Source organism: Novosphingobium resinovorum, assembly GCF_036352595.1.
GTDB classification, from domain to species: domain Bacteria; phylum Pseudomonadota; class Alphaproteobacteria; order Sphingomonadales; family Sphingomonadaceae; genus Novosphingobium; species Novosphingobium resinovorum_B.
This window is the reverse complement of sequence record NZ_JAZFAX010000015.1, coordinates 52,572-79,198: the sequence shown is the minus strand read 5'-3', so window position 1 is coordinate 79,198 and position 26,627 is coordinate 52,572. Positions and strand designations below refer to the sequence as shown.

General features: G+C 67.6%; 25 protein-coding genes. 6 read left to right on the top strand and 19 right to left on the bottom strand.

All coding sequences use genetic code 11. The features are described 5' to 3' along the window. Positions 1 to 9: 9 nt before the first annotated feature. The 8 genes from yaaA to V2S85_RS15225 form a co-directional block, all read right to left on the bottom strand. A complete protein-coding gene (gene yaaA, locus V2S85_RS15260; protein WP_330703699.1) occupies positions 10 to 762 on the bottom strand; it encodes a peroxide stress protein YaaA in 753 nt (250 codons plus the stop codon). A gap of 183 nt (positions 763 to 945) precedes the next feature. Next, a complete protein-coding gene (locus tag V2S85_RS15255) occupies positions 946 to 1,719 on the bottom strand; it encodes an enoyl-CoA hydratase-related protein (RefSeq protein WP_330703698.1) in 774 nt (257 codons plus the stop codon). Next, positions 1,716 to 2,708 (bottom strand): nitronate monooxygenase family protein, encoded by a 993-nt coding sequence (locus V2S85_RS15250; protein ID WP_330703697.1) that lies wholly within the window; start codon positions 2,706 to 2,708, stop codon positions 1,716 to 1,718. The genes V2S85_RS15255 and V2S85_RS15250 overlap by 4 nt, the downstream gene beginning before the upstream one ends. After that, the gene (locus V2S85_RS15245; RefSeq protein ID WP_330703696.1) at positions 2,708 to 3,868 is read right to left on the bottom strand and encodes an acetyl-CoA C-acetyltransferase; all 1,161 of its coding nucleotides are present in this window, start codon (positions 3,866 to 3,868) and stop codon (positions 2,708 to 2,710) included. The genes V2S85_RS15250 and V2S85_RS15245 overlap by 1 nt, the downstream gene beginning before the upstream one ends. A 2-nt stretch (positions 3,869 to 3,870) precedes the next feature. Then, positions 3,871 to 4,662: an enoyl-CoA hydratase/isomerase family protein gene (locus tag V2S85_RS15240; protein WP_330703695.1), complete on the bottom strand. Its 792-nt coding sequence runs from the start codon at positions 4,660 to 4,662 to the stop codon at positions 3,871 to 3,873. Then, positions 4,659 to 5,732 carry a phosphotransferase gene (locus V2S85_RS15235; RefSeq protein WP_330703694.1) on the bottom strand — a complete coding sequence of 358 codons (1,074 nt, stop codon included), beginning with the start codon at positions 5,730 to 5,732 and terminating at the stop codon, positions 4,659 to 4,661. Before V2S85_RS15235 ends, V2S85_RS15240 begins: the two co-directional genes overlap by 4 nt. Next, the gene (locus V2S85_RS15230) at positions 5,719 to 6,909 is read right to left on the bottom strand and encodes an acyl-CoA dehydrogenase family protein (protein ID WP_330703693.1); all 1,191 of its coding nucleotides are present in this window, start codon (positions 6,907 to 6,909) and stop codon (positions 5,719 to 5,721) included. The genes V2S85_RS15235 and V2S85_RS15230 overlap by 14 nt, the downstream gene beginning before the upstream one ends. Next, positions 6,906 to 7,667 carry an SDR family NAD(P)-dependent oxidoreductase gene (locus V2S85_RS15225; protein WP_008833185.1) on the bottom strand — a complete coding sequence of 254 codons (762 nt, stop codon included), beginning with the start codon at positions 7,665 to 7,667 and terminating at the stop codon, positions 6,906 to 6,908. The genes V2S85_RS15230 and V2S85_RS15225 overlap by 4 nt, the downstream gene beginning before the upstream one ends. A 144-nt stretch (positions 7,668 to 7,811) precedes the next feature. Here V2S85_RS15225 and V2S85_RS15220 point away from each other — a divergent pair, with 144 nt between their 5' ends. Then, positions 7,812 to 8,447: a TetR/AcrR family transcriptional regulator gene (locus V2S85_RS15220; protein ID WP_330703692.1), complete on the top strand. Its 636-nt coding sequence runs from the start codon at positions 7,812 to 7,814 to the stop codon at positions 8,445 to 8,447. 89 nt (positions 8,448 to 8,536) lie between these two features. Here V2S85_RS15220 and V2S85_RS15215 read toward each other — a convergent pair whose 3' ends face one another. Genes V2S85_RS15215 through V2S85_RS15190 form a run of 6 tightly spaced genes read right to left on the bottom strand, consistent with a single transcriptional unit; the run spans position 8,537 to position 15,842 of the window. After that, the gene (locus V2S85_RS15215; protein ID WP_330703691.1) at positions 8,537 to 9,640 is read right to left on the bottom strand and encodes an NAD(P)-dependent alcohol dehydrogenase; all 1,104 of its coding nucleotides are present in this window, start codon (positions 9,638 to 9,640) and stop codon (positions 8,537 to 8,539) included. Positions 9,641 to 9,652: 12 nt separating this feature from the next. Continuing rightward, the gene (locus V2S85_RS15210; RefSeq protein ID WP_330703690.1) at positions 9,653 to 10,456 is read right to left on the bottom strand and encodes an SDR family oxidoreductase; all 804 of its coding nucleotides are present in this window, start codon (positions 10,454 to 10,456) and stop codon (positions 9,653 to 9,655) included. Then, positions 10,453 to 10,860 carry a GFA family protein gene (locus V2S85_RS15205; RefSeq protein WP_330703689.1) on the bottom strand — a complete coding sequence of 136 codons (408 nt, stop codon included), beginning with the start codon at positions 10,858 to 10,860 and terminating at the stop codon, positions 10,453 to 10,455. The genes V2S85_RS15210 and V2S85_RS15205 overlap by 4 nt, the downstream gene beginning before the upstream one ends. 17 nt (positions 10,861 to 10,877) lie before the next feature. Beyond that, entirely contained in the window at positions 10,878 to 12,335 is a 1,458-nt protein-coding gene (locus tag V2S85_RS15200; RefSeq protein WP_330703688.1) for an aldehyde dehydrogenase family protein, read from the bottom strand. Positions 12,336 to 12,349: 14 nt separating this feature from the next. Further along, positions 12,350 to 13,582, bottom strand: coding sequence for a cytochrome P450 (locus V2S85_RS15195; RefSeq protein WP_330703687.1), 1,233 nt, complete (start codon positions 13,580 to 13,582; stop codon positions 12,350 to 12,352). A gap of 16 nt (positions 13,583 to 13,598) precedes the next feature. Beyond that, positions 13,599 to 15,842, bottom strand: a complete 2,244-nt coding sequence (locus V2S85_RS15190) for a TonB-dependent receptor (RefSeq protein ID WP_330703686.1) — start codon at positions 15,840 to 15,842, stop codon at positions 13,599 to 13,601. 218 nt (positions 15,843 to 16,060) lie between these two features. Here V2S85_RS15190 and V2S85_RS15185 point away from each other — a divergent pair, with 218 nt between their 5' ends. The 3 genes from V2S85_RS15185 (at position 16,061) to V2S85_RS15175 (ending at position 20,591) form a co-directional block, all read left to right on the top strand. Next, the gene (locus V2S85_RS15185) at positions 16,061 to 17,560 is read left to right on the top strand and encodes an acyl-CoA synthetase (RefSeq protein ID WP_330703685.1); all 1,500 of its coding nucleotides are present in this window, start codon (positions 16,061 to 16,063) and stop codon (positions 17,558 to 17,560) included. A gap of 177 nt (positions 17,561 to 17,737) precedes the next feature. Continuing rightward, the gene (locus tag V2S85_RS15180) at positions 17,738 to 18,631 is read left to right on the top strand and encodes an AraC family transcriptional regulator (protein ID WP_330703684.1); all 894 of its coding nucleotides are present in this window, start codon (positions 17,738 to 17,740) and stop codon (positions 18,629 to 18,631) included. A gap of 307 nt (positions 18,632 to 18,938) precedes the next feature. Continuing rightward, positions 18,939 to 20,591: an FAD-binding protein gene (locus tag V2S85_RS15175; RefSeq protein ID WP_330703683.1), complete on the top strand. Its 1,653-nt coding sequence runs from the start codon at positions 18,939 to 18,941 to the stop codon at positions 20,589 to 20,591. A 242-nt stretch (positions 20,592 to 20,833) separates the two neighbouring features. Here the strand turns inward: V2S85_RS15175 and V2S85_RS15170 are convergent, their stop codons facing one another. From V2S85_RS15170 to V2S85_RS15160, 3 genes are read right to left on the bottom strand one after another with little or no spacing between them, the layout of a single operon-like run. Beyond that, on the bottom strand, positions 20,834 to 21,124 hold the full coding sequence (locus tag V2S85_RS15170) for an antibiotic biosynthesis monooxygenase family protein (RefSeq protein ID WP_330703682.1): 291 nt from the start codon (positions 21,122 to 21,124) through the stop codon (positions 20,834 to 20,836). Continuing rightward, positions 21,121 to 21,528, bottom strand: coding sequence for a VOC family protein (locus V2S85_RS15165; protein WP_330703681.1), 408 nt, complete (start codon positions 21,526 to 21,528; stop codon positions 21,121 to 21,123). Before V2S85_RS15165 ends, V2S85_RS15170 begins: the two co-directional genes overlap by 4 nt. Next, positions 21,528 to 22,703 (bottom strand): alpha/beta hydrolase, encoded by a 1,176-nt coding sequence (locus V2S85_RS15160; protein WP_330703680.1) that lies wholly within the window; start codon positions 22,701 to 22,703, stop codon positions 21,528 to 21,530. The genes V2S85_RS15165 and V2S85_RS15160 overlap by 1 nt, the downstream gene beginning before the upstream one ends. Before the next feature lie 165 nt (positions 22,704 to 22,868). Between V2S85_RS15160 and V2S85_RS15155 the strand changes: the two genes are divergently transcribed. Next, positions 22,869 to 23,813 carry a fumarylacetoacetate hydrolase family protein gene (locus V2S85_RS15155; protein ID WP_330703679.1) on the top strand — a complete coding sequence of 315 codons (945 nt, stop codon included), beginning with the start codon at positions 22,869 to 22,871 and terminating at the stop codon, positions 23,811 to 23,813. Next, the gene (locus V2S85_RS15150) at positions 23,810 to 24,346 is read left to right on the top strand and encodes a cupin domain-containing protein (RefSeq protein ID WP_330703678.1); all 537 of its coding nucleotides are present in this window, start codon (positions 23,810 to 23,812) and stop codon (positions 24,344 to 24,346) included. Before V2S85_RS15155 ends, V2S85_RS15150 begins: the two co-directional genes overlap by 4 nt. Before the next feature lie 95 nt (positions 24,347 to 24,441). On the opposite strand, the gene V2S85_RS15145 is transcribed toward V2S85_RS15150, so the two are convergent. Together V2S85_RS15145 and V2S85_RS15140 are read right to left on the bottom strand one after the other, a co-directional pair. After that, a complete protein-coding gene (locus tag V2S85_RS15145) occupies positions 24,442 to 25,155 on the bottom strand; it encodes an SDR family NAD(P)-dependent oxidoreductase (protein ID WP_330703677.1) in 714 nt (237 codons plus the stop codon). Next, complete coding sequence (locus tag V2S85_RS15140; protein ID WP_330703676.1) at positions 25,148 to 26,413, bottom strand: MFS transporter; 1,266 nt, start codon at positions 26,411 to 26,413, stop codon at positions 25,148 to 25,150. The genes V2S85_RS15145 and V2S85_RS15140 overlap by 8 nt, the downstream gene beginning before the upstream one ends. Between the last annotated feature and the right edge of the window lie 214 nt (positions 26,414 to 26,627).

Here is a 26,627-nt window from a genome sequence, read left to right as displayed (position 1 = left end):
CCTCGCGGATCAGCCGCGCATGAAGCGCCAGCGGTCGGGCCCGCTCTCGGCCGCATCGAAGCTATAGCCGTCGCTGTCGAAGGCGCGCATCGCATCGATGTCGGAAACGTGATGCTCGCACATCCAGCGCGCCATCATGCCGCGCGCGCGCTTGGCGTTGAAGCTTACGAAGCGGGGACCGTTGGGGCCGGGTTCGCGGAATTCCACCTCGATCACCCGGATGCCGTCCAGCTTGCCCTCGACGGCGGCATAATATTCCTGACTGGCGAGGTTGAGCACCACGCCCGATCCCTCTTCCTCGACCTGCGCGCGCAGCAGGGCAGCGATGCGGTCTCCCCACCAGTCGGTCAGCTTCTTCTGGCGCGGAGCCCAGCGAGTGCCCATTTCGAGGCGGTAGGGGCGGATCGTGTCGAGCGGGCGCAGCAGCCCATAAAGCCCGGACAGCATGCGCAGATGGTCCTGCGCGAAGATCACCCCCGCCTCGTCCAGCGTGTCCACGTCGAAGCCGGTATAGACATCGCCCGCGAAGGCGAACAGCGCCTGCCGCTCGGGCAGTTCGGGGAAATCGCGGAAGCGGTCGGCGTTCAACTTGGCGAGGCGCGGAGAGATGTGCATCAGTTCGCCGAGCCGCTTCTGCGTCAGGTTCGCGGCGGACTTGGCGAGGCTGGCCGCCTCCTCCACGAAGTGCGGCCTCGTCGCGTCCAGCGGCGGCAGGGTCCGGTCGAAATCAAGCGTCTTGGCGGGTGAGAGCAGAGCGATCATGGGCCGTCCGGTAAAGCCGGCAGGCCCCCGCGTCAAACCCGCCGAGGCGCAGGTCGATGTGAGCCGTCTGACACGCGCATCGTCATTGCGAGCACAGCGAAGCAATCCAGGGCGGTGTAAGGCTGCCCTGGGTTGCTTCGCTGTGCTCGCAATGACGATGGATGGTGAGTTCCAAACGAAATTTCAGCGCCCCTTCCACTCCGGCCTGCGCTTTTCGGCGAAGGCGCGCGGGCCTTCCACGTAGTCCTCGGAGGCCATCATCGCCCGCATCGCGGGATAGTTCCACTGTTCGGCGAAGGCCTGATCGTAAGGCGCGGACAGGCCCCGCGCGACCGCTTCCTTGGTGGCACGCACCGCCATCGGACTGCCGCCGAGGATCTGCTCCGCCCAGCGCCGCGCCGCTTCCAGCACATCGCCTTCGGCCACCTCGTTGACGAAGCCCAGCGCGTGGCCTTCCTGCGCCGAGACGCGCCGTCCGGTCAGCAGCATGCCCATCGCGTGCTTGGCGCCGACCACTTGCGGCAGGATCTGGATACCCCCGCCCAGCGCCGCCAGCCCGACGCGAACCTCGGGCAGCGCGAACGCTGCATGGGTCGCCGCCACCACGATGTCGCAAGCCAGCGCCAGTTCGAAGCCGCCGCCCATCGCCACGCCGTTGACGGCGGCGATCACCGGCTTGTTCAGCCCCTTGCGCCCGGTCAGCCCGCCGAAGCCGTTGGGCGGCGACACCAGTTCCCCGCCCGCCGCCTGCTGCTTGAGGTCGTGCCCGGCGCAGAACGCCTTCGGCCCCGCCCCCGTGACGATGGCGACCCACTGGTCGTCGTCCGCCGCGAAGGAACCGAAGGCCGCGTCCATCGCGACTTGGGCATCGGCATTCAGCGCATTGCTTGCCTCGGGCCGGTTGATGGTGATGATCGTCAGCGGCCCTTCGCGCGTGACGGTGACAAGTTCGCTCATGCGGTCACCGTCTTCGCGACCATGCCCGCCAGCCGCGAGACGATGATGCTTTCCGCATCGTGCACGATCCGCCCGATCAGTTCCGCGCACGTCGGGATGTCGTGGATCAGCCCCTGCACCTGCCCGGCCCAGACGAGCCCGGCGTCGAGATCGCCCGTCTCCAGCGCCGTGCGCCCCTTCGCGCCCGAGACCAGCGGGCGGATATCCTCAAACACCGCGCCGTCGCGGGCAGAAATCTCCACCACCTGATCGGACACGCTGTTCTTCGCGACGCGGCCGGTATTGTGGAACTTGCGGAAGATGAGGTTCGTGCCGCGCTCGTCGTTGTCGACGATGAACTGCTTCACCCGCTCGTGGATTGGCGCTTCCACCGTGGCGCAGAAGCGGGTGCCCATGTTGATGCCATCCGCCCCCAGCGCCAGAGCGGCGGCAAGGCCGCGCCCGTCGCCGAAGCCTCCGCTGGCGATCATCGGGATCGTCAGCTTGTCGGCCGCCGCCGGGATCAGGATGAGGCCGGGAATATCATCCTCGCCCGGATGGCCCGCGCACTCGAAGCCGTCGATCGAGATCGCGTCCACGCCCATCCGCTCGGCCGAGAGCGCGTGGCGAACGGCCGTGCACTTGTGGATCACGGTGACGCCGTGCGCCTTGAAATCCTCGACATGCTCCTGCGGGCGGTGACCTGCGGTTTCGACGATGGTGACGCCGCTGTCGATGATCGCCTTGCGGTATTCGGCATAAGGCGGCGGCGAAACCGAGGGCAGGATCGTCAGGTTCACGCCGAAGGGCTTGTCGGTCAGGGCCCGGCAGCGGTCGATCTCGCGGCGCAGGTCGCCCGGCGTGGGCTGGGTCAGCGCGGTCAGGATGCCGAGCCCGCCCGCGTTGGAGACCGCCGCCGCCAGTTCGGCGCGGCCCACCCACATCATGCCGCCCTGAACGACGGGATGCTCGATGCCGACCAGATCGGTGAAGCGCGTGCGCAGGGTCATCACAGGGCCTCCAGAATGGTGACGTTGGCGATGCCGCCGCCTTCGCACATGGTCTGCAGGCCATAGCGCTTGCCGCGCGCCTTCAGAGCATGGATCAGCGTCGCCATCAGCTTGGTGCCACTCGCGCCCAGCGGATGGCCGAGCGCGATGGCGCCGCCGTTGACGTTGAGCTTGTCAGGATCGCCGCCCAGCGCCTGCAGCCATGCCAGCGGCACCGGCGCGAAGGCCTCGTTCACTTCGTAGAGGTCGATATCCTCGATCCGCAGTCCGGCGCGCTTGAGCGCCTTTTGCGTCGCCGGGATCGGTTCCTCCAGCATGATGATCGGATCGCCCGCCGTCACCACCATGTCGACGATGCGGGCGATCGGGGTAAGGCCGTAGTCCTTGAGCGCCCGCTCCGACACCACCAGCGCGCCCGAGGCGCCGTCGCAGATCTGGCTGGCGTTGGCGGCGGAGATCACCCCGCCCTCCTGCAGCAGCCTGACCGAGCCGATGCTTTCCAGCGTCGCGTCGTAGCGGATGCCCTCGTCCGTGACGTGGGGCACGCCGTCCACATCGAGCGGCACGATCTCGCGCTCGAACGCACCTGCCTGCGTAGCGGCGGCGGCGCGGCGGTGGCTTTCCAGCGCGAAGCGATCGAGCGTCTCGCGGTCGAAGCCGTATTTGGCGGCGATCATCTCCGCTCCGCCGAACTGGCTGAAGCTCTCCACTCCAAAACGCTGCTGGATGCGCGGGCTGAACGGGCCGACGCCGACGCCTTCCTTGGCGTGATAGGCGGTGTTGGAGAACATCGGCACGCGCGTCATACTCTCCGCGCCTGCTGCGATCACCACGTCCTGCATGCCGGACATGACCGCCTGCGCGGCGAATTGCACCGACTGCTGCGAGGAACCGCACTGACGATCGATGGTGACGGCGGGCACGCTGACCGGCAACTTCGAGGCCAGCACCGCATTGCGCGCGAAGGCGAAGGCCTGTTCGCCCGCCTGCGTCACGCAGCCGAGGATGACATCCTCGACCACCGCCGGGTCCAGCCCGGCGCGGTCCACCAGTGCGTTCAGCACTTCGCCCGCCATGTCGGCAGGGTGCCATCCCGCGAGCTTGCCGTTGCGGCGCCCGCCTGCGGTGCGGACGGCTTCGACGATATAGGCTTCGGCCATGGTCACAGATCCTTGAAGTTGGGAGAGCGCTTTTCGAAGTAGGCGGCAAGGCCCTCACGGCATTCGGGTGCGGCGCCCGACCGGGTAATCGCCGCAACTTCGCGTTCCAGCTGCGCGTCGAGGCTGGTTTCGAGGCTCTGGCGCAGCAGCGCGCGGGCCGCGCCGAGCGCGCCCACGGCGGCATCGGCGAGCCGGGCGGCGAGCGCGTCGCCCTCGGTGGCCAGCGCCTCGTCATCGACGGTGCGGGTGACCATGCCGATCGCCTCGGCCTCGTCGGCCTTGATGCGGCGGTTGGTGAGGATGATCTCCTGCGCCTTGCGGAGGCCCACGAGGCGCGGCAGCCACCAGCTCATGCCGCCGTCGGGCGTGAGGCCGAGCGTACCGTAAGCGGCGGTGAAGTGCGCCGAACGTGCGCAGAGCACCACGTCGCCGCCGATCGCGAGGCTGAGGCCAGCCCCCGCCGCCGGCCCATTGACCAGCACCAGCAGCGGCTTGGCCATGCGCGCGAAGCGGGTAAGCGCCATGTGCAGCGTGCCCGCCAGTTCGCTGAGCAGCGCATCGACATGATCGCCCGAGGACTTGAACAGCCCCACGTCGCCGCCCGCGCAGAACAGCCGCCCCGCGCCGGTGAGCACCACGCAGCGGATGGCAGTGTCGGTCTCGCAGCGGATGGCGATCTCGGCCAAGGCGCGCGCCATGGCAAGGTCGATGGCATTGCCCGCCTCGGGCCGGTTGAGGGTGACGCGGGCCACGCCCTCGGTCACCTCGAACAGGACGACAGGTGTTTCACTCACAGGCAGGCCTCCATGCTTTCCACCGCCAGCGCGACGATGCGCGGCAGGCTGGCGGCGCGTTCACGGGCGTGTTCGGACGCCGCCGTGCCCCGGATTACCCGCCCCTTTATACCGTGGAAGATCGCCGCCAGCCGGAAGTAGTTGAACGCGATGCAGAACGCATAGTCCTGCTCCGAGATCGGCGGGCGGCCGACATTGCGGCAATAGGCGGCAAGGTATTCGGCCTCGCTCGGGATCCCTAGCGCCGCGATGTCCGCGCCGCCCAGCCCCGCCACGATATCGGGCGGCATGCGGAACATCATCGCGTGATAGGCGAAGTCCGCAAGCGGATGACCCAGCGTCGAGAGTTCCCAGTCCAGCACCGCCAGCACGCGCGGTTCGTGAGGCGCGAAGATCATGTTGTCGCAGCGGAAGTCGCCGTGGACGATGCGCGTCTCGTCGCCCGCCGGAATCGCGGTCGGGAGCCATTCGATCAGCCGGTCCATGCCCGGATCGCGCCCCGCCTCGGTGTCCTCCAGATACTGGCGCGACCAGCGGGCGATCTGGCGTTCGAAGTAATTGCCCGGCTTGCCGTAGTCGCCCAGCCCCACCGCATCCGGCTCGATCCGGTGCAGCGCGGCGATCGTCTCGTTCATCGCGGCGAAGTAGGCGGCGCGCTCCTCGCGCGGGACATCGGGGAAGGTCGCATCCCAGAAGATGCGGCCCTCGACCATCTCCATCACGTAGAACCAGCTGCCGATGACGCTCTCGTCCAGGCACAGGCCATGGACGTGCGCCACGGGGAAACCCGTCGCGCCCAACGCCGACAGCACCCGCGCCTCGCGCTCCACCGCGTGGGCGCCTTTCAGCACCTGCCCCGGCGGCTTGCGGCGCAGCACGTAGGCGCGGCCCGGCGTGACCAGCTTGTAGGTCGGGTTGGACTGCCCGCCCTTGAACTGCTCGACCGTGAGCGGCCCTGCGAAGCCCTCGACATGCGCGTCCATCCACGCCGCCAGCCGCGCCTCGTCGAAGCGATAGCCTTCGCGCACGGCGCCGGAGCCGGCATTGGCGGCGGCGTCAGTGCTGCTCATGTGACATCTTCCAGTCCCGCTTGATCTTCTTGGCGAGGCTCCACTTGTGGACTTCGGTGGGGCCGTCATAGATGCGGAAGGCGCGGATTTCGCGGAACACCTGCTCGACGATGGTGTTGGCGGTCACGCCCTGCCCGCCCATCACCTGCACGCAGCGATCCGCCACCCGCATCAGCGCCTCGGACACCGCGACCTTGGCCATCGAGCTTTCGGTACCGCCCGCTTCGCCCGCGTCGAGCACGTCCGCGCACCAGTCGATGATGAGTTCGCTCTGCTTCAGGTCGATCAGGTTGTCGGCCAGCATGAAGCCGACGCCTTCGTGGTCGATCAGCGCCTTGCCGAAGGCCATGCGGCGATTGGCATAGTCGGTGGCGATCGCGTTGGCGCGGATGCAGGCGCCCAGCCAGCGCATGCAGTGCGACAGCCGCGCGGGCGCGAGGCGCACTTGCGCATAGCGGAACCCCTCGCCCGACTGTCCCAGCATCTGGTCGGCAGGCACGCGCAGGTTTTCGATGGCGACCACGGCATGGCCGCCGGGCATCGAGGAATCGATGGTGTTGGGCACATGCTCGATGCGGATCGCCGGGTCGGGCAGATCGACCAGGAACATGCAGGCGCCGTCCGTGGACTTCGCCATGACGATGCCAACCTGCGCGCCTTCCGCGCCGGTGATGAACGCCTTGCGCCCATTTATGACCCAGTGATTGCCGTCGAGATGGCAGGTCGTCAGCATCATCGAAGGGTCGGACCCGGCGCCGTTCTCGTCCGCCGGTTCGGTCATGAAGAAGGCCGAGCGCGCGCGCCCTTCCACCAGCGGCTTCAGGAACCGCTCCTTGATCGCCGCACTTCCCACCTTGCCGAGCAGGTACATGTTGCCCTCGTCCGGCGCGGCGGTGTTGAGCGCCAGCGGGCCGAGCGGCGAGAGGCCCGAGGCGCGCAGCACCACCGCCGTCTCGCGCTGGGTCAGGTGGCGGCCGTCGGGCAGGATGTGCGGCGTCAGCACTCCGGCCTCGCGCGCCTTGTCCTTCAGTTCGGCGACCAGTTCCTCAGCTGGACAATCGTGGTGATCGCGGCGCGGGTCCTTCTCGTAAGGCGCGACGACATCGCGCACGAAGGCTTCGACTTTCGCGGCGATCTCGGCGGTCAGTTCGGGACCGGCGCCGGGTACGCCGCTCACTTCGGGGCCATCCGGATCGCGCCGTCGAGGCGGATCGTCTCGCCGTTGAGCATCGGGTTGGTGACGATGCTCTCGACCAGCTGCGCGTATTCGTCGGGCTGGCCCAGACGACTGGGGAACGGCACCTGCTTGCCCAGCGAATCCTGCGCTTCCTGCGGCAGCGTGGCGAGCAGCGGAGTCCAGAAGATGCCCGGCGCGATCGTCATCACGCGGATGCCGTAGCGGGCGAATTCACGCGCCACCGGCAACGTCAGGCCGACGATGCCGCCCTTCGACGCCGCATAGGCCGCCTGCCCGATCTGACCGTCATAGGCCGCGACCGAGGCGGTGTTGACGATTACCCCGCGCTCCTCGCCGATGGGATCGGCATCGTGCAGGCGGGCGGCGAACTTCGACAGGACGTTGAAGCTGCCGATCAGGTTGATCGTCACGATCTTCGAGAAATCCGCGAGCGGAATCGCCTTGCCGTCGCGTCCGATCACCTTGGCGGGCGGGCCGATGCCGGCGCAGTTGACGAGGATGCGCGCCTTGCCGTTCAGCCCCTCGGCCTCTTCCAGCGCGGCTTCGACGGCGCCCTCGTCGGTCACGTTGACCGATACGAAGTGCCCCCCGATCTCGCGCGCGGTGGCAGCGCCCAGTTCGGCGTTGAGGTCGAACAGGGTCACTTTCGCCCCCGCCGCCGCCAGCCGCCGCGCGGTGCCCGCGCCAAGGCCGGATGCGCCACCGGTCACGATTGCCGCCACGCCTTCGATCTTCATCAGGAATCCCTTTCCAAACCGCCCGCCGAACCAGCGCGAATCGCGTCTCCGGTAGACTCATGAAACTCACTGGTTTCTTATGTACTCATCAGTACGTTGCATAACGACGCGTTTCTTGTCAATGTCGCCAGACAAGGAAAAGCCGTGACGACACCTGAGCAAGACTTCATCGATTCCCCGTTCCGTTCGCCCGAGGACCGCCTTCGCGAGAAGGACCAGAAGCGCGAGGCCGTGCTGCGCGCCGCCGTGCGGGCCTTCAACGCACGCGGTTTCCAGGCCGCCTCGCTCGACGAGGTCGCCGCCAGCCTGCGCATCAGCAAGCCGACGATCTACCGCTACCTCGGCAACAAGGAGCAGGTGCTGCTGGAATGCATCACGCGCGGCCTCGAACTGCTGCAGGAGGCGGCGGCGGAAGCCGAGCGCGAACCGGGCAACGGCCTGACGCGGCTCACGCATTTCCTGCGGCGTTATGCCGAAATCAACATGGACGATTTCGGCCGCTGCGTGGTGCGCACCGACGACAACGTGCTGTCCGAGGAAGGCCGCGCGCATTTCCGGGCGCTCAAGCGGCGGATCGACCAGGCGATGCGCGATCTGGTCGCGGCGGGCGTCGCGGACGGTTCGATCGCGCCGCTCGACGTGCGGATGACTGCCTTCACGCTGGCGGGCGCGCTCAACTGGCCCGGGCAGTGGTACGCCGCGCAAGGCGAACAGAGCGCCGAGGCGCTGGCCGCCACGATGGTCGACGTATTGGTGCGGGGCATCGCACCGCGTTCCTGACGCCCTGAGCATCCCCCCACCCTCGTCATTCCCCTTGGATTGCTTCGCTACGCTCGCAATGACGAGGGGATGTGGCGGCATCGCGCGCTCTAGGGGATCAACACCGCCTTGATGCATTCGCCGCTCAGTTGCGCGGCGACCGCCTCGTTGATCTGCGCGAGAGGGTAAGTGCGGATCAGCCTGTCGAACGGGAAGCGGCCTTCGCGGTAAAGCTCCACCAGTTGCGGGATGAAGGTCTGGAGGTCGCTGTCGCCCTCGACGATGCCGTGGATGCGATGGCCGTAAGTGATGAGCGAAGCGAGGTTGATCGACAGGCTGCTCTCGGGCCGGGGCGGCACGCCGACGAGGCCGAGCAATCCGTGGCTGGACAGCGATGCCAGCGCGGTTTCGACGACGGCCTCGCGCCCGCTGGTCTCGAAGGCGAACTCCACGCCATCGGGGAGGATCGCCCGGATCGCGGCGCCGACATCGCCCTCAGCCGGATCGATGACGTGAGTGGCACCAAGGTCCAGCGCCATGGCGCGGCGGGCGGCGAAGGGTTCGACGAGGATGATCGTCGCGCATTCCTGCACCACCGCGCCCATGACGGCGGCCAGCCCCACCGGGCCGCCGCCAAAGATCGCGATGCTCGATCCCGCGGGGCATGCCAGCGAGCGCATCACCCCGCCCGCTCCCGTCTGGAATCCGCAGCCCAATGGCCCCAGCAGTTCGAGCGGCACGTCCTCGGCCTCGATCTTCACGAGGTTGCGTTCGTGCGTCACGGCATGGGCGGCGAAGGACGACTGGCCGAAGAAATTGGTCGACACCGGCGCGCCGTCGATGCTGATCGCGGTGCTGCCGTCTCCCCGCGCGCCGGCGTAGTTCAGAACCGGGAACTCGCGGCAGTAGGAGGGCAGGTGTTCTTCGCAGCGGGGGCAGTGGCCGCAGCTGGAGAAGCCCAGCACCACCCGGTCGCCGACCGCGACCTTGGTGACGCCCTCGCCCACCGCCTCGACGATCCCGGCGCCTTCGTGGCCGAGCACGGCGGGCAGCGGGATCGGGATGAACTGGTCGCGCGCGATCAGATCGGTGTGGCACAGGCCGACGCCCGCGATCCGCACGCGCACCTCGCCCGTGCGGGGCTCGGCAATATCGACCGGCTCGACGGTGAAGTCGCCGTGGGCCTCGCGTGCGATGGCGGCGGTGGTGTGCATGCTCGGGCTCCCTCAGGCTGCGGTGTAGCCGCCGTCGGCGGTGAATTCGGCGCCGGTGACGAAGGCGGCGGCGTCGCTCGCAAGCCAGGCGATCATCGGCGCGATGTCGCTCGCCACGCCGAGGCGCTTCATCGGAATCAGCGACGCCCAGGCCGCCAGCGCGACTTCGGGCGGGATCGGATTGCCCTGTGCATCCACCGGCGGCTCCCAGTCGGCGCCGAGGTTGGTCTGGACCGGGCCAGGCAGCACGCAGTTCACGCGGATGCCCGCGCTCGCCCACTCGTAGGCGACCGCCTTGCTGAGCGCCCGCACCGCGCCCTTGGTGGCGCTGTAGGCGGCGAACTGCGCACCCGCGACCTTGCCGTAGATCGAGGCGACGTTGATGATCGAAGCCCCTGCTGCACCCTGCGCGATGGCCGCCTTCATCAGCGGCTCGACGGTCTGCATGCCGAGGTAGACGCTCTCCACGTTGATGCGGTTCTGGCGGCGCAGGATCTCCACCGGGGCTTCCGAGAACGAGCGCGACATCATGATGCCCGCATTGTTCACCAGCACGTCGAGCTTGCCGAAGCGGTCCTTCACCGCGGCGGCGCAGGTGGCCCAGGCGGCTTCGGCGCTTACGTCGTGGGCCAGTGCCAGCGCATCGCCGCACGCCTGCGCCGTCGCCTCAGCGCCTTCGAGGTTGAGGTCGCTGGCGATTACGCTAGCACCCTGGCGGGCGAGCGTCAGCGCCGTCTCCCGGCCGATGCCCGAGGCGGCGCCGGTGATCCAGCAGGTCTTGCCGGTCAGGTCGAACAGGGCACTGGGCATGGTCATTCTCCGATATTGGAACGGGCGTGGCGCTCGGGGGCCACGGGGGGGAGCCATGGCAGGCTGCCATCGCAGTAGGCTTCGAGGGCGGGCGTCCAGCGCCCCGGTTCGTCGAGGGTGCCGCCCTTGATGAGCGTCAGCCCCGGCAGCGCGCCCGCGATCGAGACGATGGGCGAGCCGCAGGTGCCGCAGAAGTGGCGCGAAACGGGCTGGCCGCTGTCGCCCATATCCTCGAACACCCGCGTCTCGCCCTGCTGGGAGAAGGCCGCGTCGGTCACCGCGATGACCAGCGAAAAGGCGCTGCCGGACTGGCGCTGGCAATGGCGGCAGTGGCACACGGCGGCGAGCAAGGGCTCACCCTCGAAGGCATAGCGCACCTGCCCGCAGAGGCAGCTGCCGGAGTGGGTCACGTTCGTCCCAAGCTCGATCACAGCGCCATCACCACCGACTTGGGTTCCAGATAGGCGTCGAGCACTTCGCTGCCGTTTTCGCGCCCGATGCCCGACATCTTCATGCCGCCGAAGGGGAAGGCCGGGTCGGCCAGCATCACGCAGTTGACGAAGACAGTGCCCGCCTCCAGCGCGGCGGAGGCCCGGTGCGCGGTGGCCAGATCGCGGGTGAAGACATGCGCGGCGAGGCCGAAGGCGCTGTCGTTGGCGAGCGCGATGGCTTCCTCGATATCGTCGAACGGCGCGGTGGCGAGGACCGGGCCGAACACCTCGTCACGCATGACTTCGGCGTCGGCAGGGACATTCCGCAGCACGGTGGGCGTATGGTAGAAGCCGCGCTCGGGCAACGCGGCGGCGGAGGGCATCGCCTCGATCCCGGCTGCCCTCGCCCGCTCGACGAAGCCCGTGACGCGCGCGTGCTGGCGGGCGCTGATGAGCGGGCCTAGCTGGCTGGCGCGGTCTGCACTTGGCCCCAGCTTCTGGGCGCTGCCGACGGCGGCGATGCCTTCGAGCACTTCGTCGTAGACCGCGCGGTGGACGTAGAGCCGCGTGCCCGCGTAGCAGACCTGGCCTGAGTTGAAGAAACAGCCCATCGCCGCCTGCGGGATGGCGGAAGCAAGATCGGCATCGGCGCAGATGATCGAGGGCGACTTGCCGCCCAGCTCCAGCGTCACGCGCTTGAGGTCCGGCACCGAGGCCGCGAGGATCGCCTGTCCGGTCGCGGTCGATCCGGTGAAGGCCACCTTGGCGATACGCGGATGCGCGGCCAGCGCCGCGCCGGTCGCACCGTCGCCGGTGACGAGGCTGAGCACGCCTTCGGGAAGCCCCGCGACGCGCGCCAGTTCGACCAGCCGCAATGCGCTCAGCGGGGTTTCGGGCGCAGGCTTCAGGACGACGGTGCAGCCCGCCGCCAAGGCCGGGGCGACCTTCCACATCGCCAGCACCAGCGGGAAATTCCACGGCGTGATAGCGGCGACGACGCCGATCGGTTCGCGCCGCGAATAGACGTGATAGTCGCCCGGCGTTGCGGACAAGGTGCCTGCCCTCCCCGCCAGCTTCGACGGCCAGCCCGCATAGGCGCGCAGCCAGGAAATCGCGGCGGGAATGTCCACAGCCTCGACAATGCTGACGGGCTTGCCGGTATCGAGCGCCTCCAGCGCGGCGAGGCGCGGCAGGTCGGCTTCCATCGCATCGGCCAGCTTGTGCAGCAGCCGCTCGCGCGCCAGCGGGGCAAGGCCGCGCCATGCGGGCGCGCGGAAAGCCTGCCATGCCGCCTCCACCACCTGATCGACCTGCGAGGCCGAGGCCACCGGGATATCCGCGAACGGCTTTTCCGAGCACGGGTCCACATCGGGCAGCGTCGCCTCAGTGGCAAGCCGGTCCCCGCCCGCCGTGAGCACCAGATCGGGAAGTTCCAGACCGTCGAAACCAAGCAAAGTCGTTTCTCCTGTCACGCTGGCGTCAGCACCACGTCGAGGTTCTTGAGGCCATTGATGAAATTGGACCGGAACCGGCGCGGCGGCGACTGGACCGCGAAGCCGGCCACCCGCTCCGCCAGAATGCCGAAGGCGACGCGCAGTTGCATCTCCGCCAGCCGCGAGCCGACGCAAACATGCTGCCCGGTGCCGAAGCCCAAGTGCTGGATATTGCCGCGCCCCACATCGAAGCGGTGCGGATCGGGGAACACGCTTTCGTCGCGGTTGGCGGCGATATACCACATGACGACTTTGTCACCCTTGGCGATGGCCTGCCCGCCGATCTCGGTATCCGCCATGGCGGTGCGGCGCATGTGCATGACCGGGCTGGCGTACCGTACCATCTCGCGCACGGCGTTCTTCAGAAGGTCAGGCTCGGCGCGGATGCGGTCCCACTGATCGGGGTTCTCGGCGAAGGCGACCACGCTGTGGCTCAGCGAATTGCGCGTCGTCTCATTGGCGCCGACCAGCGCGAGGATCATGTTGCCGGTGAATTCGCGCAAGGTGACGGGCTGGCCGTTCACCTCCATCGTCGCCAGCAGCGTGGCGAGATCCTGCCCCGGCGCGGCGCGGCGTTCCTCGAACAGCCGGGCGCAGAAGGCCATGAATTCGCCGAGGATCGTCGCCATCGCCTCGGGGCTCTGGCGGAAGTCCGGGTCGTCCTCGCCGACGAAGGCGTTGGTCCAGTCGTAGAGCTTCACCCACATGTCGGCGGGTAGGTCGAACAGCTCGCACAGCGTCAGCAGCGGCAGCGGCGCGGAGAGCAGCGGCACGATGTTGACGGGCTCGCCAAGCGGGATCTTGTCCACCAGCGCAAGGCAGCGTTCGCGGATGCGCTCTTCGATCCCGGCAAGGCGACCCGGGGCTACGGCAGGCATGATGAACTTGCGGTACTGGGTATGCATGGGCGGGTCGATCGAGATGAACGGCACCCCGATCGCCGATTCCCCCGCCCCCGTCAGGCCCACCTCGTTCTCGTTGAAGATGCGGTGGCCGCCGTTCTCGCTGGCGGACGAGAACAGCGCCGGATTGCGCGATACCTCGACGATATCGGCATAGCGGGTGAGCGACCAGAAACCCGCCCCATCCTTTTCGGGGTTCCAGTAGACCGGCTGCGCGGTGCGCAGCCGGTCGAACACGTCATGCGGCGCCCGGTCCAGATAGAGGTCGGGGTCCTTCAGGTCCGGGGAGGTGAGAGCTTCGGTCATGACGCGAGGCTCCCGCTCAGAAGCTGACGCGCGCGGTCACGCCGTAGGTACGCGGCGCGGCGGGGACGAGCAGGTTGTAGTTGAAGCCCGCGCCGCGAAGGTCGAGGCCATAGGCCAGCACCTTGCGGTTGAAGGCGTTGTTGATCCAGCCGCGCAGTTCGATGTTGTCATGCTGCCAGACGAGCGCCGCATCGACCTTGGCATAGGCGCCTTGCTGCAACTCGGAATTGACTTGGCCCGTGCCCGCAACATCGGTGGTGTTGAAGGGCGAGAAGTACTGGCGGCTGAAGTAGTTGACCGAGGGCGAAAACGTCACGCTGTCGCGCCCGGTGTCGAACACCTTCCAGTCCACTCCGAACTGCGCGGTCCAGCGCGGGGCGAAGGGCAGCGCGTTGCCGGACAGGTCGACGCCCTGCAGCGACAGTTCCTTGTAGGTCGCGTGGAGATAGCCGCCCGAAGCGTTGATGGTGAACCCGGGCGCGGGGCGCAGTGTCGCCTCGATCTCGCCGCCGTAGACTTCGGCCTTGGGCGCATTGACGAGGAAGTTGACCGGCCCGGCGCGCAAGTCCTGCACCTGCTGGTTGGTATAGTCGTAGTAGAACCCGGCCGCCGACAGCGTCAGCATGTTGCCCAGCAGGCGACCCTTCACGCCCGCCTCGTAGGCATTGACGCGCTCGGGCTCGACATAGTTGACGCCTGCCGAGGAGGTATAGCTGCCGCCGTTGAACGCGCCCGAACGATAGCCGCGGCTGTAGCTGGCATAGACCAGCAGCCCGTTGTCGAAGGTATAGCTCAGCGCCGCACGGCCGGTGAGCGCGTTGTTCTTGCCGTCGAGGTTGAAGCGCGCGTTGGGGTCGTAGGCGCAGGTGCCCGGCGCGCCGCTGCACGGCACGGTGGAGGCGATCGGCGTCATCGCATCGTCCACGCCGCCCGCGAAGAGGAAAGCGTAGCCGTCGCGGTACTGGCCGCGATCCCAGGTGTAGCGCGCGCCCAGCGTGAGGACGAGCTTGTCGGTCAGGTCGTAGTCGCCCTGAAGGAACGCGGCGTAGGAGCGGCGGCTCTGGCGGTAATGCTGGAAGAACCCGCCGTCGACGCCCGCGCCCAGCGCGCTGCCGATGTTGAAGCGGTTGTCGGTGACGGTGCGGTCCCAGCCGTAGAACAGGCCGCCCACCAGCTTCAGGGCATCGCCTTCGTAGTTGATCCGCGCTTCCTCGCTGAACTGGCGGAAGCCGGATTGCCACTTGATGTCGAGCACATCGTTCGGCGAACCATCCGCCGCCTGATCGAGATCGAGTTTGCCGCCGTCATACGATGTGATCGAGGTGAAGGTGAGCGTGGGACTCAGTTCCACCGAGACGTTGCCCGCGATGCCCCATGCATCGGTGCGGCTGAGGCCGACGCGGTTCTCGTTGATCTCGAAGAAGCCCAGGTTCGATGCGGCGCGCTCGCTCGGGATGCCGAGCGGAGTGGCCTGCGTGCCGCGATCGCGTCCGGCATAGGCGCGGATCTTGATGTCGACGGCGCCGTTGCCGGGCTTGGCGCGCAGGGCGACGCGGCCCTGCAGCGAGTCCACGCTGTTGGCGTCGCGGCCGCCGGGGTAGACGTTGCGGATCTGTCCGTCGCCCTTTTCGTAGTTCGCGGCGATGCGCAGGCCGAGTTCATCCTCGACCATGGTTGTCTCGACCGCGCCTTGCGCCTTGAACGTGTTGTAGTTGCCGTAGCCCGCCTGAAGGTAGCCTTGAGTGCCGTTGAGTGCCGGTTGCCGCGTGATGAAATTGATAGCGCCGCCGGTCGTATTCCGGCCGAAAAGCGTGCCTTGCGGGCCGCGCAGCACCTCGACGCGGTCGAGGTCGAACAGGCCCATGCCATGGCTGGTGCGCGCAGCGATGTAGACGTCGTCGATGTAGACGCCGACCGGCGATGCCTGGTTGGAATTGAACTCGTTCGCCACACTGATGCCGCGCAGCGAGAAGTTGGGCTGGGTGCGCCCGAACGAGCTGCTGACCTGCAGGTTCGGCACCGCCGTCGCCAGCGAGGCGGAGTTGGTAATTCCCTTTGATTCCAGTGCATCACCGCCCAATGCAGAGATCGCCAGCGGCACGTCGAGCAGCGACTGCGAGCGGCGCTGCGCGGTGACGATGATGTCTCCGGCAACGGCTTCGCTGGCCTGCGGAGCCTGCGTCACCTCTTGCGCCAGCGCGATGTTGGAAACGCCGCAGCTCAGGATGACGGACGCGATTCCAGCTCTGGTGATGTTCATGTGTACCTCTCCTCCCTCGCCCCGTTTTTCATCTCAGGGGCTTCGTCGGGTTGCCCCATGACTAGCCGCTGCGAGCCTCCATGGCTTTAACCGGGCTTGATCCCGTTTTTGTCATTTCTTGCGCTCGCCTTGAGCCAGTGCCCTCTTGCGTCCCAAGGTCGCGGCGACGGCGGATCGACAGAGTCCGCGCCCGAACTTGCCCGAGAGAGGTTTCATCGATGCACCCCAGGCCCTTCGCCCTCAGCGATGCGCAGCGCCCCGCCCTCGTCATTCCGGCAACGGGAGAGACGGTCAGCTACGGCGAACTGGAAGCCGCCGCCAATCGCGGCGCCCACTTGCTGCGCCATCTGGGCGCGAAGCGCGGCGACGTGGTGGCGCTGCTGATGGACAACGAGAGCGCGATCTTCGACGTCGCCTGGGCCGCGCAGCGCACCGGGCTCTACCTCACCAGCATCTCGACCAAGCTGGGCGCGGCCGACATCGCCTATATCCTGCGCGATTCCGGCGCGCGCCTGCTGGTCCACTCCGACCGCCTCGCCCCCCTCGCCGCCGAGGCCCTGCGCGATGCGCCCGGGGTGGAAAGCTACGATGCCGGCCGCTGGCGCAGCGCGATCACGTATTATCCCCAAACCCCGGTGGAGGACGAAAGCGCGGGCACCGACATGCTCTATTCCTCAGGCACTACGGGCCGTCCGAAGGGCGTGAAGCCGCCGCTCCCGCAAGGCCCGCTGGACGAGACGACGCCGCTGGAAACGATGGGCACCGCGCTCTACGGCATGGGCGAGGACACCGTGTACCTCTCCACCTCGCCGCTCTACCACGCAGCGCCGCTGCGCTGGGCGATGACGATCCACCGGCTCGGCGGCACCGTGGTCATCATGGAGCGCTTCGATGCAGAGGAAGCGCTCGCGCTCATCGAGAGCCACCGCATCACCCACGCGACATGGGTGCCGACGCACTTCGTGCGGCTGCTGAAACTCCCGCCCGAAGCCCGCGCGCGCCACGATCATTCCTCGCTGCGCGCGGTGATCCATGCCGCCGCGCCTTGCCCGGTGCCGGTCAAGCAGGCGATGCTCGACTGGTGGGGGCCGATCGTCCACGAATACTATTCGGGCACCGAATGCTGCGGGATCACCGCGCTATCCTCGGCCGAGTGGCTGGGGCGGCCCGGCTCGGTCGGCAAGGCGGTTCTGGGCAAGGTGAAGGTTGTGGACCCCGAAGGCCGCGAACTGCCCCCCGGCGAAACCGGCGACATCTACTTCGCCGACGGGCCCTCCTTCGTCTACCACAACGATCCACAGAAGACCGCCACGGCACACAATGACCGGGGCTGGGCGACGCTGGGCGACGTCGGCCACATCGATGCCGACGGCTACCTGTTCCTCACCGACCGGCGCAGTTTCATGATCATCTCGGGCGGGGTGAACATCTATCCGCAGGAGATCGAGAACCACCTGATAACCCACCCAAAGGTCGCCGACGTCGCCGTCATCGGCGTACCGCACGAGGAGATGGGCGAATGCGTCCTCGCCGTCGTTCGCCCCGCCGATGGGGTCGGCACCGGGCCCGCTCTCGCCGAGGAACTGACCGCCTTTACGCGCGCCGCGCTAGGCGGCGTGAAGACCCCAAAGACCTTCGAATTCCGCGACGAACTTCCCCGCGAACCCACCGGAAAGCTCATGAAGCGCAAGCTGATCGACGAGTTCAGGACGCGATGATGTCAGGATTCGGCAAAATCCATGCGTATTTTTGACAAGGCGCTGCAGTGGTTTTGCGGTATCCTGTCCGGATCGAAAGAGCAGCCATGACTGCCGGACCGGGAAAAGGATGCCGATGGACGCCCCATTTGACGCCGCCGTGATATGTGTTGCGCCGCCTCCGGCCGGAGCGGTGCGATGATCACGGCATGCAACATCGCCTCACCCTCGGCCTGGCATGGCGAGGCGATCATCGCGGATACCCTGCGGCGCGGGCCCGAGGTCAGCCTGGAATCGAGCGATGGACGCTGGCGTTTCAGCCGCTGGCGGCAGTTCGTGGGAAGCTACGCCCTGCCCGGCCTGCCGGACCCGCTGTTCGTGGTGCAGCTTGCCGGCAAGGCCAACGTGCGAACCTGGGACCGCGACGGCTGGAGCGACGATGCCGCCTATCCCGGCGCCGCGACGATCGTTCCCGCGACGATGCAGACCCGCTGGCTGGTCGACGGCGAACTGGACGTCATCACCCTCAGCATCGATTCCGACGAACTGCGCTCCGCCTCGGTGCTCGACCAGTTCTCGCGCATGCGCTTCGCCTTCAACGACCCGCTGGGCTCGGCGCTCTCGCGGCAGATCCTGGCCGAGTTGTACGAACCGGAATCCGGCGCGCGAGACATCTACGTGGCCTCGTTGATCGATGCGCTGAAGGCACACATGCTGCGCGGTCCGGCGCGCACCACGGCGGCGGACTTTCCGGTTTCGGCGTTCTCCTCCTACCGCATCCACCACATGATGGACACGATCCGCCGCCACCCGGAGGCCGAGCACAGCCTGGAAAAGATGGCTGCCGACGCCGGGATCACGCCTTCGCATTTGTGCCGCGTGTTTCGCAAGGCGACCAACATGACCCCGCACCAGTTCGTGCTCAAAACGCGGCTGGAGCGGGCGCAGCAGATGCTGGCGCAGTCCGACGCACCCATGAACGTGATCGCCGAACTGCTGGGCTTCGGCAGCCAGAGCAGCTTCAACCGCGCCTTCCTCAAGTTCTGCGGGGAGACGCCGTCCTGCTACCGCAACCGGCGATCGCTGTCCTGACGCCGTAGCCCCCTGCCGGCCCCGGCCCCATTCGGCCGTGCCCCGGAAAATGGGCGGAGAGAAAATCGGCGAGTGCGCGCACCTTGCCCGCGAGGTGCCCGGCGGCGGGAGACGTCATGCGCCTCGCCTTGAGCAAATTCTGCCTCCGCGAAGCCATGGCCTGACCCCCAGGCACGGCGAGGCCGCCCTAGGACTTTTCGGAGTAGCTGCGCCTCTACTCGGAAACCTACAGTCCCGGACCACAGGATCGCGGGTAACGGCATCGGACCGGTACCTAGACAGGATCCTGGGACGCCGGGAGATAGCGATGACTGAAGACTTCGAATGGGATCTGGAGGCCGATGTCGTCGTCCTCGGCTCGGGCGGGGCGGCGATGACGGCGGCGATCACCGCGCATGACTTCGGTGCGAAGGACGTCGTCATCCTGGAAAAGACCGGGATGGTCGGCGGCACCACCGCAATGTCCGGGGGCATGCTCTGGATTCCGGGCAACCATTACCAGACAGAGGCCGGGATCGACGAATCCGACGAGGATGTCGTCGCCTATCTCGACGCACTCGCGCCCGGCGCGCTCGATCCCGATACGCTGATGGCATTCATGGAGAACGGGCCGGAGATGATCCGCTACTTCTCCGACCAGACCCCCGTGCGTTTCCACGCCTACGCCGATTTCCCCGATTACCAGCCCTATATGCCCGGCGCCAAGCCCGACGGCGGGCGCTCGCTGGACAACGAGGCGTTTTCGTTCGAGCGGCTCGGCAAGTGGGCCACGCGCGTCAACCCCACCAAGATGGCCTATCCGGTGCGCGGCAGCCTGATGGAGGCGATCAACGGCACCCTGGACGACGCCACCCTCGCCGAACGCGAGGCCGGCGATTATCGGGGGCTCGGCCAGGCGCTGGCGGGATCGCTGTTCAAGGCGGTGCTCGATCGCGGCATCCCGGTGGAATTCGAGAAGCGCGCGCGCAAGCTCGTCAAGGACGGCGACCGGGTGATCGGGGTCGTCGCGGAGGACGCCAGCGGACGCGATTTTCGCGTACGCGCCAGGCGCGGCGTGGTGATCGCCACGGGTGGTTTCGAATGGAACGAGACGCTGGTGAAGACCTTCCTGCGCGGCCCCTTGACCGGCCCCGTCAGCGTGCCCGAGAACGAGGGCGACGGCCTGCTGATGGCGATCGAGGCCGGCGCGCAGCTGGGCAACATGCAGCATGCCTTCTGGCAACAGAGCGTGCTGGAATTCCAGCCCCAGCATCGCTCCGCCAAGCCCAACTACCTGCTCGGCTCCGACGAGCGCGCGCGGCCCGGCGCCATCCTCGTCAACCGCGCCGGCAAGCGCTTCGTCAACGAGGCGGCGAACTACAACGCCATGGGCAAGGCGCTCCACGCCTTCGACGCCGGCACCCATTCTTATGCCAACCTGCCGTACTGGCTCGTCATCGACCAGCGCTATCGCAGCAAGTACCAGACCTTCAACACCGCGCCGGGCGGCCCCACGCCTTCGTTCATGATGCAGGCCGACACGCTCGAGGAACTTGCCATCCAGGCCGGGATCGACCCCGCTGGCCTGACCGCCACCGTCGCCCGCTTCAACGACATGGTGCGAAAGGGCCACGACGACGACTTCAATCGCGGCGACAACACTTACGACAATTTCTATATGTGGGGCGATGCCGAATTCGATCCGCCCTACCGCACGCTGGGAATGATCGACCAGGGCCCCTTCTACGCGGTCAAGATGGAATCCGGAGCGCTGGGCACAGCGGGCGGCCCGAAGACCAACGCGGATGCGCAGGTTCTCGACTGGAGCGGCAATCCGATTCCGGGCCTCTACGCGGCGGGCAACGCCATGGCCGCAGTGCTGGGAGAAGCCTATGGCGGCGCCGGCGGCACGCTGGGGCCGGGGATGACATTCGGCTACATCGCCGGCAAGCACCTCGGCGCGCATATTCCGAACCACTGACCCGGTTGCCGGGCGCGCGGCAGGGTCAGGCGGTCAGGCCGCGGCAAGGCTGACGACGTCGGTGAACCCGCCGCGCTGGATGTCTTGTTCGGGCGGCATTGTCAGGTCGGGCGGCAGGCGAAAGACTTCTGACAGGGAACGGGCGTGATCGTTCCATCGAAAGGAAGCCGCGGGATGCGCCTATCGATCACTGTCGATAAGGTTCCCCGGACCGGGATGGCGGCCCGGCTTGCGAACCGGGCTCAGATCACCCTGGCGAGATGCTCCACCGCCACTGGCCCCACGAAGAACGGCGAAGCCAGATCACGCCACGCCTGGAAGCCGCCGGAGCCCCGGAAATCGACCATGTGCGCCTCCACGCTCTCCCAGCCGACGACCAGGCGATAGCATTCCGGGCGCTCTATCGAACGTTCCAGCGCGAACGAGACGAAGCCCCTGGCCGCCTCGAAATGCGGCCTTGCCGCCGCCACCGCCGCTTCGAATTCGGCGGCGCGGGCGGGGTCTATGGTGATCGCGGCGATTTCACGGATCATGCGTCGGGTTCCTCGACGAACTCGATCAGGTTGCCCGCGCAGTCGCGGATGAAGCAGCCCTTGCCGAAAGCCTCGCGTACGACGAAGGCAACGTCCACCGCCTTGCCCTCCATCTCGGCAAGGAATTCCTCGAGATCCTCGACCCGGAAGGCGACGTGCTTGTTGCCGTGTGTCCTGAGGTCGCTGGGGGGAAAGCGTCGCTCCTCGGGAAGCGGGGCGGCGCCTTCGACCTCGAACAGTTCGAAGCGCAGCGGGCCCTTGCGGACCATCGCCGCGTGCGCCTTCGCCGGGGCGATGTAGAACCGCTTCTCGACCGCGAAGCCCAGCACCCGGCCGTACCACTCCAGCGCCTCGTCCAGGCTCGGCACCGAGACACCGCCGTGATGGAAGGTGAATTCGGCCATCAGCGCGCCTCCGTGCCGATTTTCGCGCCGATTTCCGCGAAGGTCTGCGCGCACCAGTCGGCGATGTAGTCGCGCATGCCGGTGCCGTTGTCGGCGCCGCAATGCTCGACCTCGAAGTCCGCCTTCGTGAACATGCGCAGCGTACGCTTGGTGCTGTTCACCGCCTGGTCGTAGCTCAGCGGGGCATTGTAGGCGGGGATCTGGCGATCGTTCTCGCCGTGAGTGACGAGGAACGGCGCGCGGATCTTCTCGACCTGTCCCGTCAGATCGACCTGGTCGGTGTAAGCGAGCAGCGCATCGCGATCGTCGAAGCCGAACACCCACTTCACGTGGTCCCAGTAGTGCGGCACCGGATTCTCGCCCTCGTTGGCCACGCGCTCGCGCTGGCGCCGGCCCCAGACGTGGTTGGCGCCCATCACCGCGCAGAGTGCGTAGCGCGGCTCGTTGGCGGCGATGCGCGGGGCGTGGTAGCCGCCGAACGAGAGGCCGAAGATGCCGATCCGCGCGGGGTCGACGTCGCTGCGGGTCAGCAGGTATTCCAGCGCCGGCGTGCCCCAGCGCTCCCCGTCGAACACGGCGGGCAGGCCGCGCTTGCGGATCGCCTCGCCGGTGCCGGGCTGGTCCACGAACAGGGTGTTCATGCCGCGCTCCAGGTTCGACTGGCCGTGGCCGGCCATGAAAACCTGCTCCTTCATGGAATCGAGGCCGTTCACCGAAACCAGCGTCGGGCGCGGCGTGCCCGAACCGTCGTGGTGGAAGATCGCGGTATAGCTGCCGCCTTCGTAGGGTATCTCCACCTTGTCGACATGGATGCCGCGCAGGGCCGCCCCCATGTGGAACAGTTCCAGGCCCTTGTCATAGGCCGCCCAGCGCGGCGCGTAGTCGCGGCTCTGCATGCGCTCGGCGGCAAGGTAGTAGCCCGAGGCGCGCAAGTACTTGGTCCCCGCCGAGAGCCGGAAGCCTTCCGCCTCGTCGGCCGCGGCATTGGCGGCGACCTGGTCGGCGACGCGGATCCAGCTGTCGAACATCTGTGCCGAGCCCGCGTCCGCCCCCGCGCGCGAGGCTTCCTGGATCGGCCGGTTGGCCTCGTCGATCTCGCCGTGGTTGCCTCCGCATACCAGCGCGAGGTTGGTCGCGAGGTTCCACACGTAGTTTCCGGGAAACGGTTCGAACATGGATCTTCCTGTGCTGAAATCGTCACCGGACCTACCGCGCGGGCGCGCGGGCTGACCATCGCATAGGATCGATGCCACGGTATCGATCCTATGCCTTTGCTGGCGCCGCCGCGCTTCGCTAGCCCCTCGGACAAACTACCAGCTTATCCGGGAGAATAGCCGACCATGCGCCTCGCAACCCTCGACGACGGAACGCGCGACGGACGCCTCGTCGTCGTATCGGCCGATGGCGGCCATTACGCCGCCGCACCTTTCCGCACCCTGCAGGAAGCGCTCGAGGACTGGGAGATCGCGCAGCCGCAATTGCGGGCGATATCCTCGTTCGCCGAGCCGCTGGATCCCCCCACCCTGCGTGCCCCCCTGCCCCGCGCTTGGCAGTGGCTCGACGGTTCGGCCTTCGCCTGCCATGGCGAACTGATGGACAAGGCCCTCGGCGTGGTTCCGGTGAAGACCGGCAAGCCGCTGATGTACCAGGGAACTTCCGACAGGTTCTACGGCCCCGCCGAGGATGTCCGCTTCCCCGCCGAAGACTTCGGCATCGACTTCGAGGGCGAGTTCGGCGTGATCGTCGATGCGGTGCCGATGGGCACGTCCGCGCAGGACTGCCTTGGGCATATCCGCCTGATCGTGCAGATCAACGACTGGTCGCTGCGCAAGCTGGCCGGGCCGGAGATGAAGACCGGCTTCGGCTGGGTCCAGGCCAAGCCGCCCTGCTCGATGGCCCCCTTCGCGGTGACGCCGGACGAGATCGGCAACCAGTGGCGCGAAGGCCGGGTCTGCGCGGACCTGCTGGTCGACTGGAACGGCAGGCGCTTCGGCGCCGCCAACGGCGAGCCGATGGGCCACGGCTTCCATGAACTCGTCGCCCACGCCTGCGCCACGCGCGATCTGGTGGCGGGCACGGTGATCGGATCGGGCACCGTCTCCAACGCCAACTACCGCGAGATCGGCTCCTCCTGCATCGCCGAACGGCGCGGCATCGAACTGGTCGATCTCGGCGAACCCCGGACCGAATTCATGCGCTTCGGCGATACCGTGCGCATGCAGGGCACCCTGGCCGACGGCAGCGCGCCGTTCGGCGTCATCGAGCAGAAGGTGGTGAAAGCATGAATGCAGTCGTTTCCGATTCCGGCCTGCCCGGTATCCAGCGCGTCGTCACCGGTCATGACGGAAACGGCCGGGCGGTGTTCCGCTCCGAAGACGTGAGCGCACCGCGACTGATACCTTCGGGCGATGCGGCGATGCTGACGATCTGGACCACCGCCACCGTCCCCGCCGACAACAACGACGAGACCGAAGGCCGCGAACGGCCCACCGGCACCACCCTCAACGGCGGCTCGGTGATCCGCATCGTCGACATGCTTCCCCGCGCGCAAAGCCCGATGCACCGCACCAACTCGATCGACTACGGCATCGTCCTGAAAGGCGAGATCGAGCTGGAACTGGAGGACGGCCACAAGCTGACGGTGCGCGAAGGCGGCATCATCGTCCAGCGCGGCACCAACCATCTGTGGCGCAACATCACCGACGAGCCCTGCCGCATCGCCTTCATCCTGATCGAGGCGCCCGCCTATCTCCACGACGGCGCACCGCTCGACGAGCGCAAGCCCGAGCAGGTCGATTCCTCCTACGACGACAACTGACCGAGCCGGGACCGGCAGGGCAGCGACCGACATCGTCGGTCGATGGTCCTGCCGGTCTCATCTCACCGCGCCGGTCTCATCTCATCAGGCCGCTCTCACCATGCCGTCGCGCCCGCGTCGATCGGGATGTCGGCGCCGGTGACGTAGCGGGCCTCATGGCTCGCCAGCCAGGTCGCGCACCAGGCGATGTCCTCGGGCTCGCCCAGGCGCTTGAGCATGTTCTTCGCCAGAACCTGCGCCTCGAAAGCTGGATCGTCCGCCAGATGGCGCGCGGTGGCGGCGGTGCGGATGAAGCCCGGCGCGATCGTGTTGGCGCGGATCCCGTGCGGCGCGCCCTCCATCGCCAGTTGCCGGGTCATCGCCTGGACCCCGCCTTTGCCCGCGCAATGCGCCAGCGCCGGCGATCCCTCCAGCGCGTGCCGGGCATTGGCCGAGGCAAAGTTCACGATGCTCGCCGATCCGCTCGCCCTGAGCCAGGGCCAGGCCGCCCGCGTGGCGAGATAGACGATGTCCAGTTCCCCCGTCAGCGTGCGCTTCCAGTCGGCATAGGACATCTCCTCGAGCCACGCGAAGACGGCGAAGGCGGCGGCATTGACCAGCACGTCGATCCGGCCATGCCGGGCGCCGATCGCGGCGAAGAGCGCCTGCGTCGCTGCCTCGTCCGTAAGGTCGCAGCTCTCGTCCGTACCGGCGAGGTCGACGCCGATGACATGCGCGCCCTGCTCGCGGAACATCGCCGCGCAGCCCTCGCCGATGCCGTTGGCCGCGCCGGTGACGACCGCGATGCGGCCCTTGAGCCGATCAGGCACTGGCGGCCTCCAGCTTGCGGCCGCGCACCGCCAGCGCGGCGACCAGGGCCAGGATCACGCCCCCCGCCGCGCCGATCGAAAGCATCATGAACGCCCCCAGCAAGCCGCCGCTGCGCTGGCTGGCGTACGTCACCACCACCGGAGACAGGAACTGCCCCAGCGCGAAGGCCGACTGCCAGAAGCCGGTGCCGCGTCCCCGGTTCTCAAACGACAGGATCGACATCGACCAGACCAGCAGCGTCGGCAGCAGCAGCCCGGCACCGAGCTGGTTGACGAAGCAGCCGGCCAGGAACCCAGGAACGCTGCCCGCCCGCGCCATCAGCATGAAGCCGAGCGAAAGTAGCGCGAACTCCAGCAGCAGCAACCGCCCGACCGGCCACCGCGATCCCAACCGCGAATAGAGGAACGTGCCCAGGGGCACGCCGATCGAGGCGATGGATGTCAGGAAGCCGCGCTCCGCCGGGCTGGTCAGGCCCAGTTCGGCAAGCCCGCTGGGCGCCTGGATCTGCACGGTATAGAAGAAGATCGAACCGTAAAGGGTGACGACCACGATCATTGCGATCTTCGCCCAGGGGAAGCCCGCCCAGGACAGCGCATGCGGCGCGGAAACGGCCTCCTCCTCGGGCGCGCGCCGCGAAGGCTCCCAGGTGAACTTCCACACGAGCGCAAACATCACCAGCGCCGAGGCATAGGCCCAGAACGGCGTCCGCCAGCCGCCCTCGCCCAGCACGCCGCCCAGGTTGAAGAACAGCAGCGCCGACATCGAGGCGAAGGCGGTCTGCGCCGCCAGCCATCGGTCGCGCGCGGCACCGCGGTAGTAGTCGCCGATCATCGTCGTCGAAAGGACGTAGATCAGCGCTTCGGCAATGCCGACGCCGATGCGCGAGATCAGGATGTGCGTGAGATCGCTGAGGAACAGCGGAGCGACGCCGACGACCGCGTAGAGCAGGAACGAGAACAGCAGCAGCCGCCGCCGTCCGAAGTAGTCGCCCAGCATCCCCGCGACCGGACAGAGCAGCGCCACGCAGAGCGACGGCAGCGTCAGGATCATCGGCACCCAGTACTCGTGATCGGGAACGCCCGAGAACTGCACCATCATGTCCGGGACGATCGGCGTCAGCAGGACGATGGCCATGGTGGTCAGGGTGATCGGCAGGAGCAGCGAAATGCCGGTCATCGCCGAAATGGAACCGCGCGGTGTCACAGGCCGGTCCATCCTTGCCCGCAGCGCCCCCGCGACCGCTCCCACTTCGTCCACGAATGCACGGCCATCAGGTTCTCGCCTCTCTCTATGGTTTTACGCTTTGTCGCGTCTTCGCATCCGGCCGCGCCGCGTGTCGAATCCAAAACCAGGGATCATGCCCATCCATCATTTGGGTTCGCGCCGTCGCAGGCGCGCCGCAAGGGAAGGTCGGGAAGGGAGAGCGACGTTGGCCCGCGAACGGGCGGGCATGGGATGTGCCCCGGAGCAC

What these genes read in the sequence shown, in the direction of transcription:
- yaaA (WP_330703699.1), bottom strand. Translation starts at nt 762, where the DNA reads ATGATCGCTCTGCTCTCACCCGCCAAGACGCTTGATTTCGACCGGACC.
- V2S85_RS15255 (WP_330703698.1), bottom strand. Translation starts at nt 1,719, where the DNA reads ATGAGCGAACTTGTCACCGTCACGCGCGAAGGGCCGCTGACGATCATC.
- V2S85_RS15250 (WP_330703697.1), bottom strand. Translation starts at nt 2,708, where the DNA reads ATGACCCTGCGCACGCGCTTCACCGATCTGGTCGGCATCGAGCATCCC.
- V2S85_RS15245 (WP_330703696.1), bottom strand. Translation starts at nt 3,868, where the DNA reads ATGGCCGAAGCCTATATCGTCGAAGCCGTCCGCACCGCAGGCGGGCGC.
- V2S85_RS15235 (WP_330703694.1), bottom strand. Translation starts at nt 5,732, where the DNA reads ATGAGCAGCACTGACGCCGCCGCCAATGCCGGCTCCGGCGCCGTGCGC.
- V2S85_RS15225 (WP_008833185.1), bottom strand. Translation starts at nt 7,667, where the DNA reads ATGAAGATCGAAGGCGTGGCGGCAATCGTGACCGGTGGCGCATCCGGC.
- V2S85_RS15215 (WP_330703691.1), bottom strand. Translation starts at nt 9,640, where the DNA reads ATGCACACCACCGCCGCCATCGCACGCGAGGCCCACGGCGACTTCACC.
- V2S85_RS15210 (WP_330703690.1), bottom strand. Translation starts at nt 10,456, where the DNA reads ATGACCATGCCCAGTGCCCTGTTCGACCTGACCGGCAAGACCTGCTGG.
- V2S85_RS15195 (WP_330703687.1), bottom strand. Translation starts at nt 13,582, where the DNA reads ATGACCGAAGCTCTCACCTCCCCGGACCTGAAGGACCCCGACCTCTAT.
- V2S85_RS15190 (WP_330703686.1), bottom strand. Translation starts at nt 15,842, where the DNA reads ATGAACATCACCAGAGCTGGAATCGCGTCCGTCATCCTGAGCTGCGGC.
- V2S85_RS15185 (WP_330703685.1), top strand. Translation starts at nt 16,061, where the DNA reads ATGCACCCCAGGCCCTTCGCCCTCAGCGATGCGCAGCGCCCCGCCCTC.
- V2S85_RS15180 (WP_330703684.1), top strand. Translation starts at nt 17,738, where the DNA reads ATGATCACGGCATGCAACATCGCCTCACCCTCGGCCTGGCATGGCGAG.
- V2S85_RS15175 (WP_330703683.1), top strand. Translation starts at nt 18,939, where the DNA reads ATGACTGAAGACTTCGAATGGGATCTGGAGGCCGATGTCGTCGTCCTC.
- V2S85_RS15170 (WP_330703682.1), bottom strand. Translation starts at nt 21,124, where the DNA reads ATGATCCGTGAAATCGCCGCGATCACCATAGACCCCGCCCGCGCCGCC.
- V2S85_RS15165 (WP_330703681.1), bottom strand. Translation starts at nt 21,528, where the DNA reads ATGGCCGAATTCACCTTCCATCACGGCGGTGTCTCGGTGCCGAGCCTG.
- V2S85_RS15160 (WP_330703680.1), bottom strand. Translation starts at nt 22,703, where the DNA reads ATGTTCGAACCGTTTCCCGGAAACTACGTGTGGAACCTCGCGACCAAC.
- V2S85_RS15155 (WP_330703679.1), top strand. Translation starts at nt 22,869, where the DNA reads ATGCGCCTCGCAACCCTCGACGACGGAACGCGCGACGGACGCCTCGTC.
- V2S85_RS15150 (WP_330703678.1), top strand. Translation starts at nt 23,810, where the DNA reads ATGAATGCAGTCGTTTCCGATTCCGGCCTGCCCGGTATCCAGCGCGTC.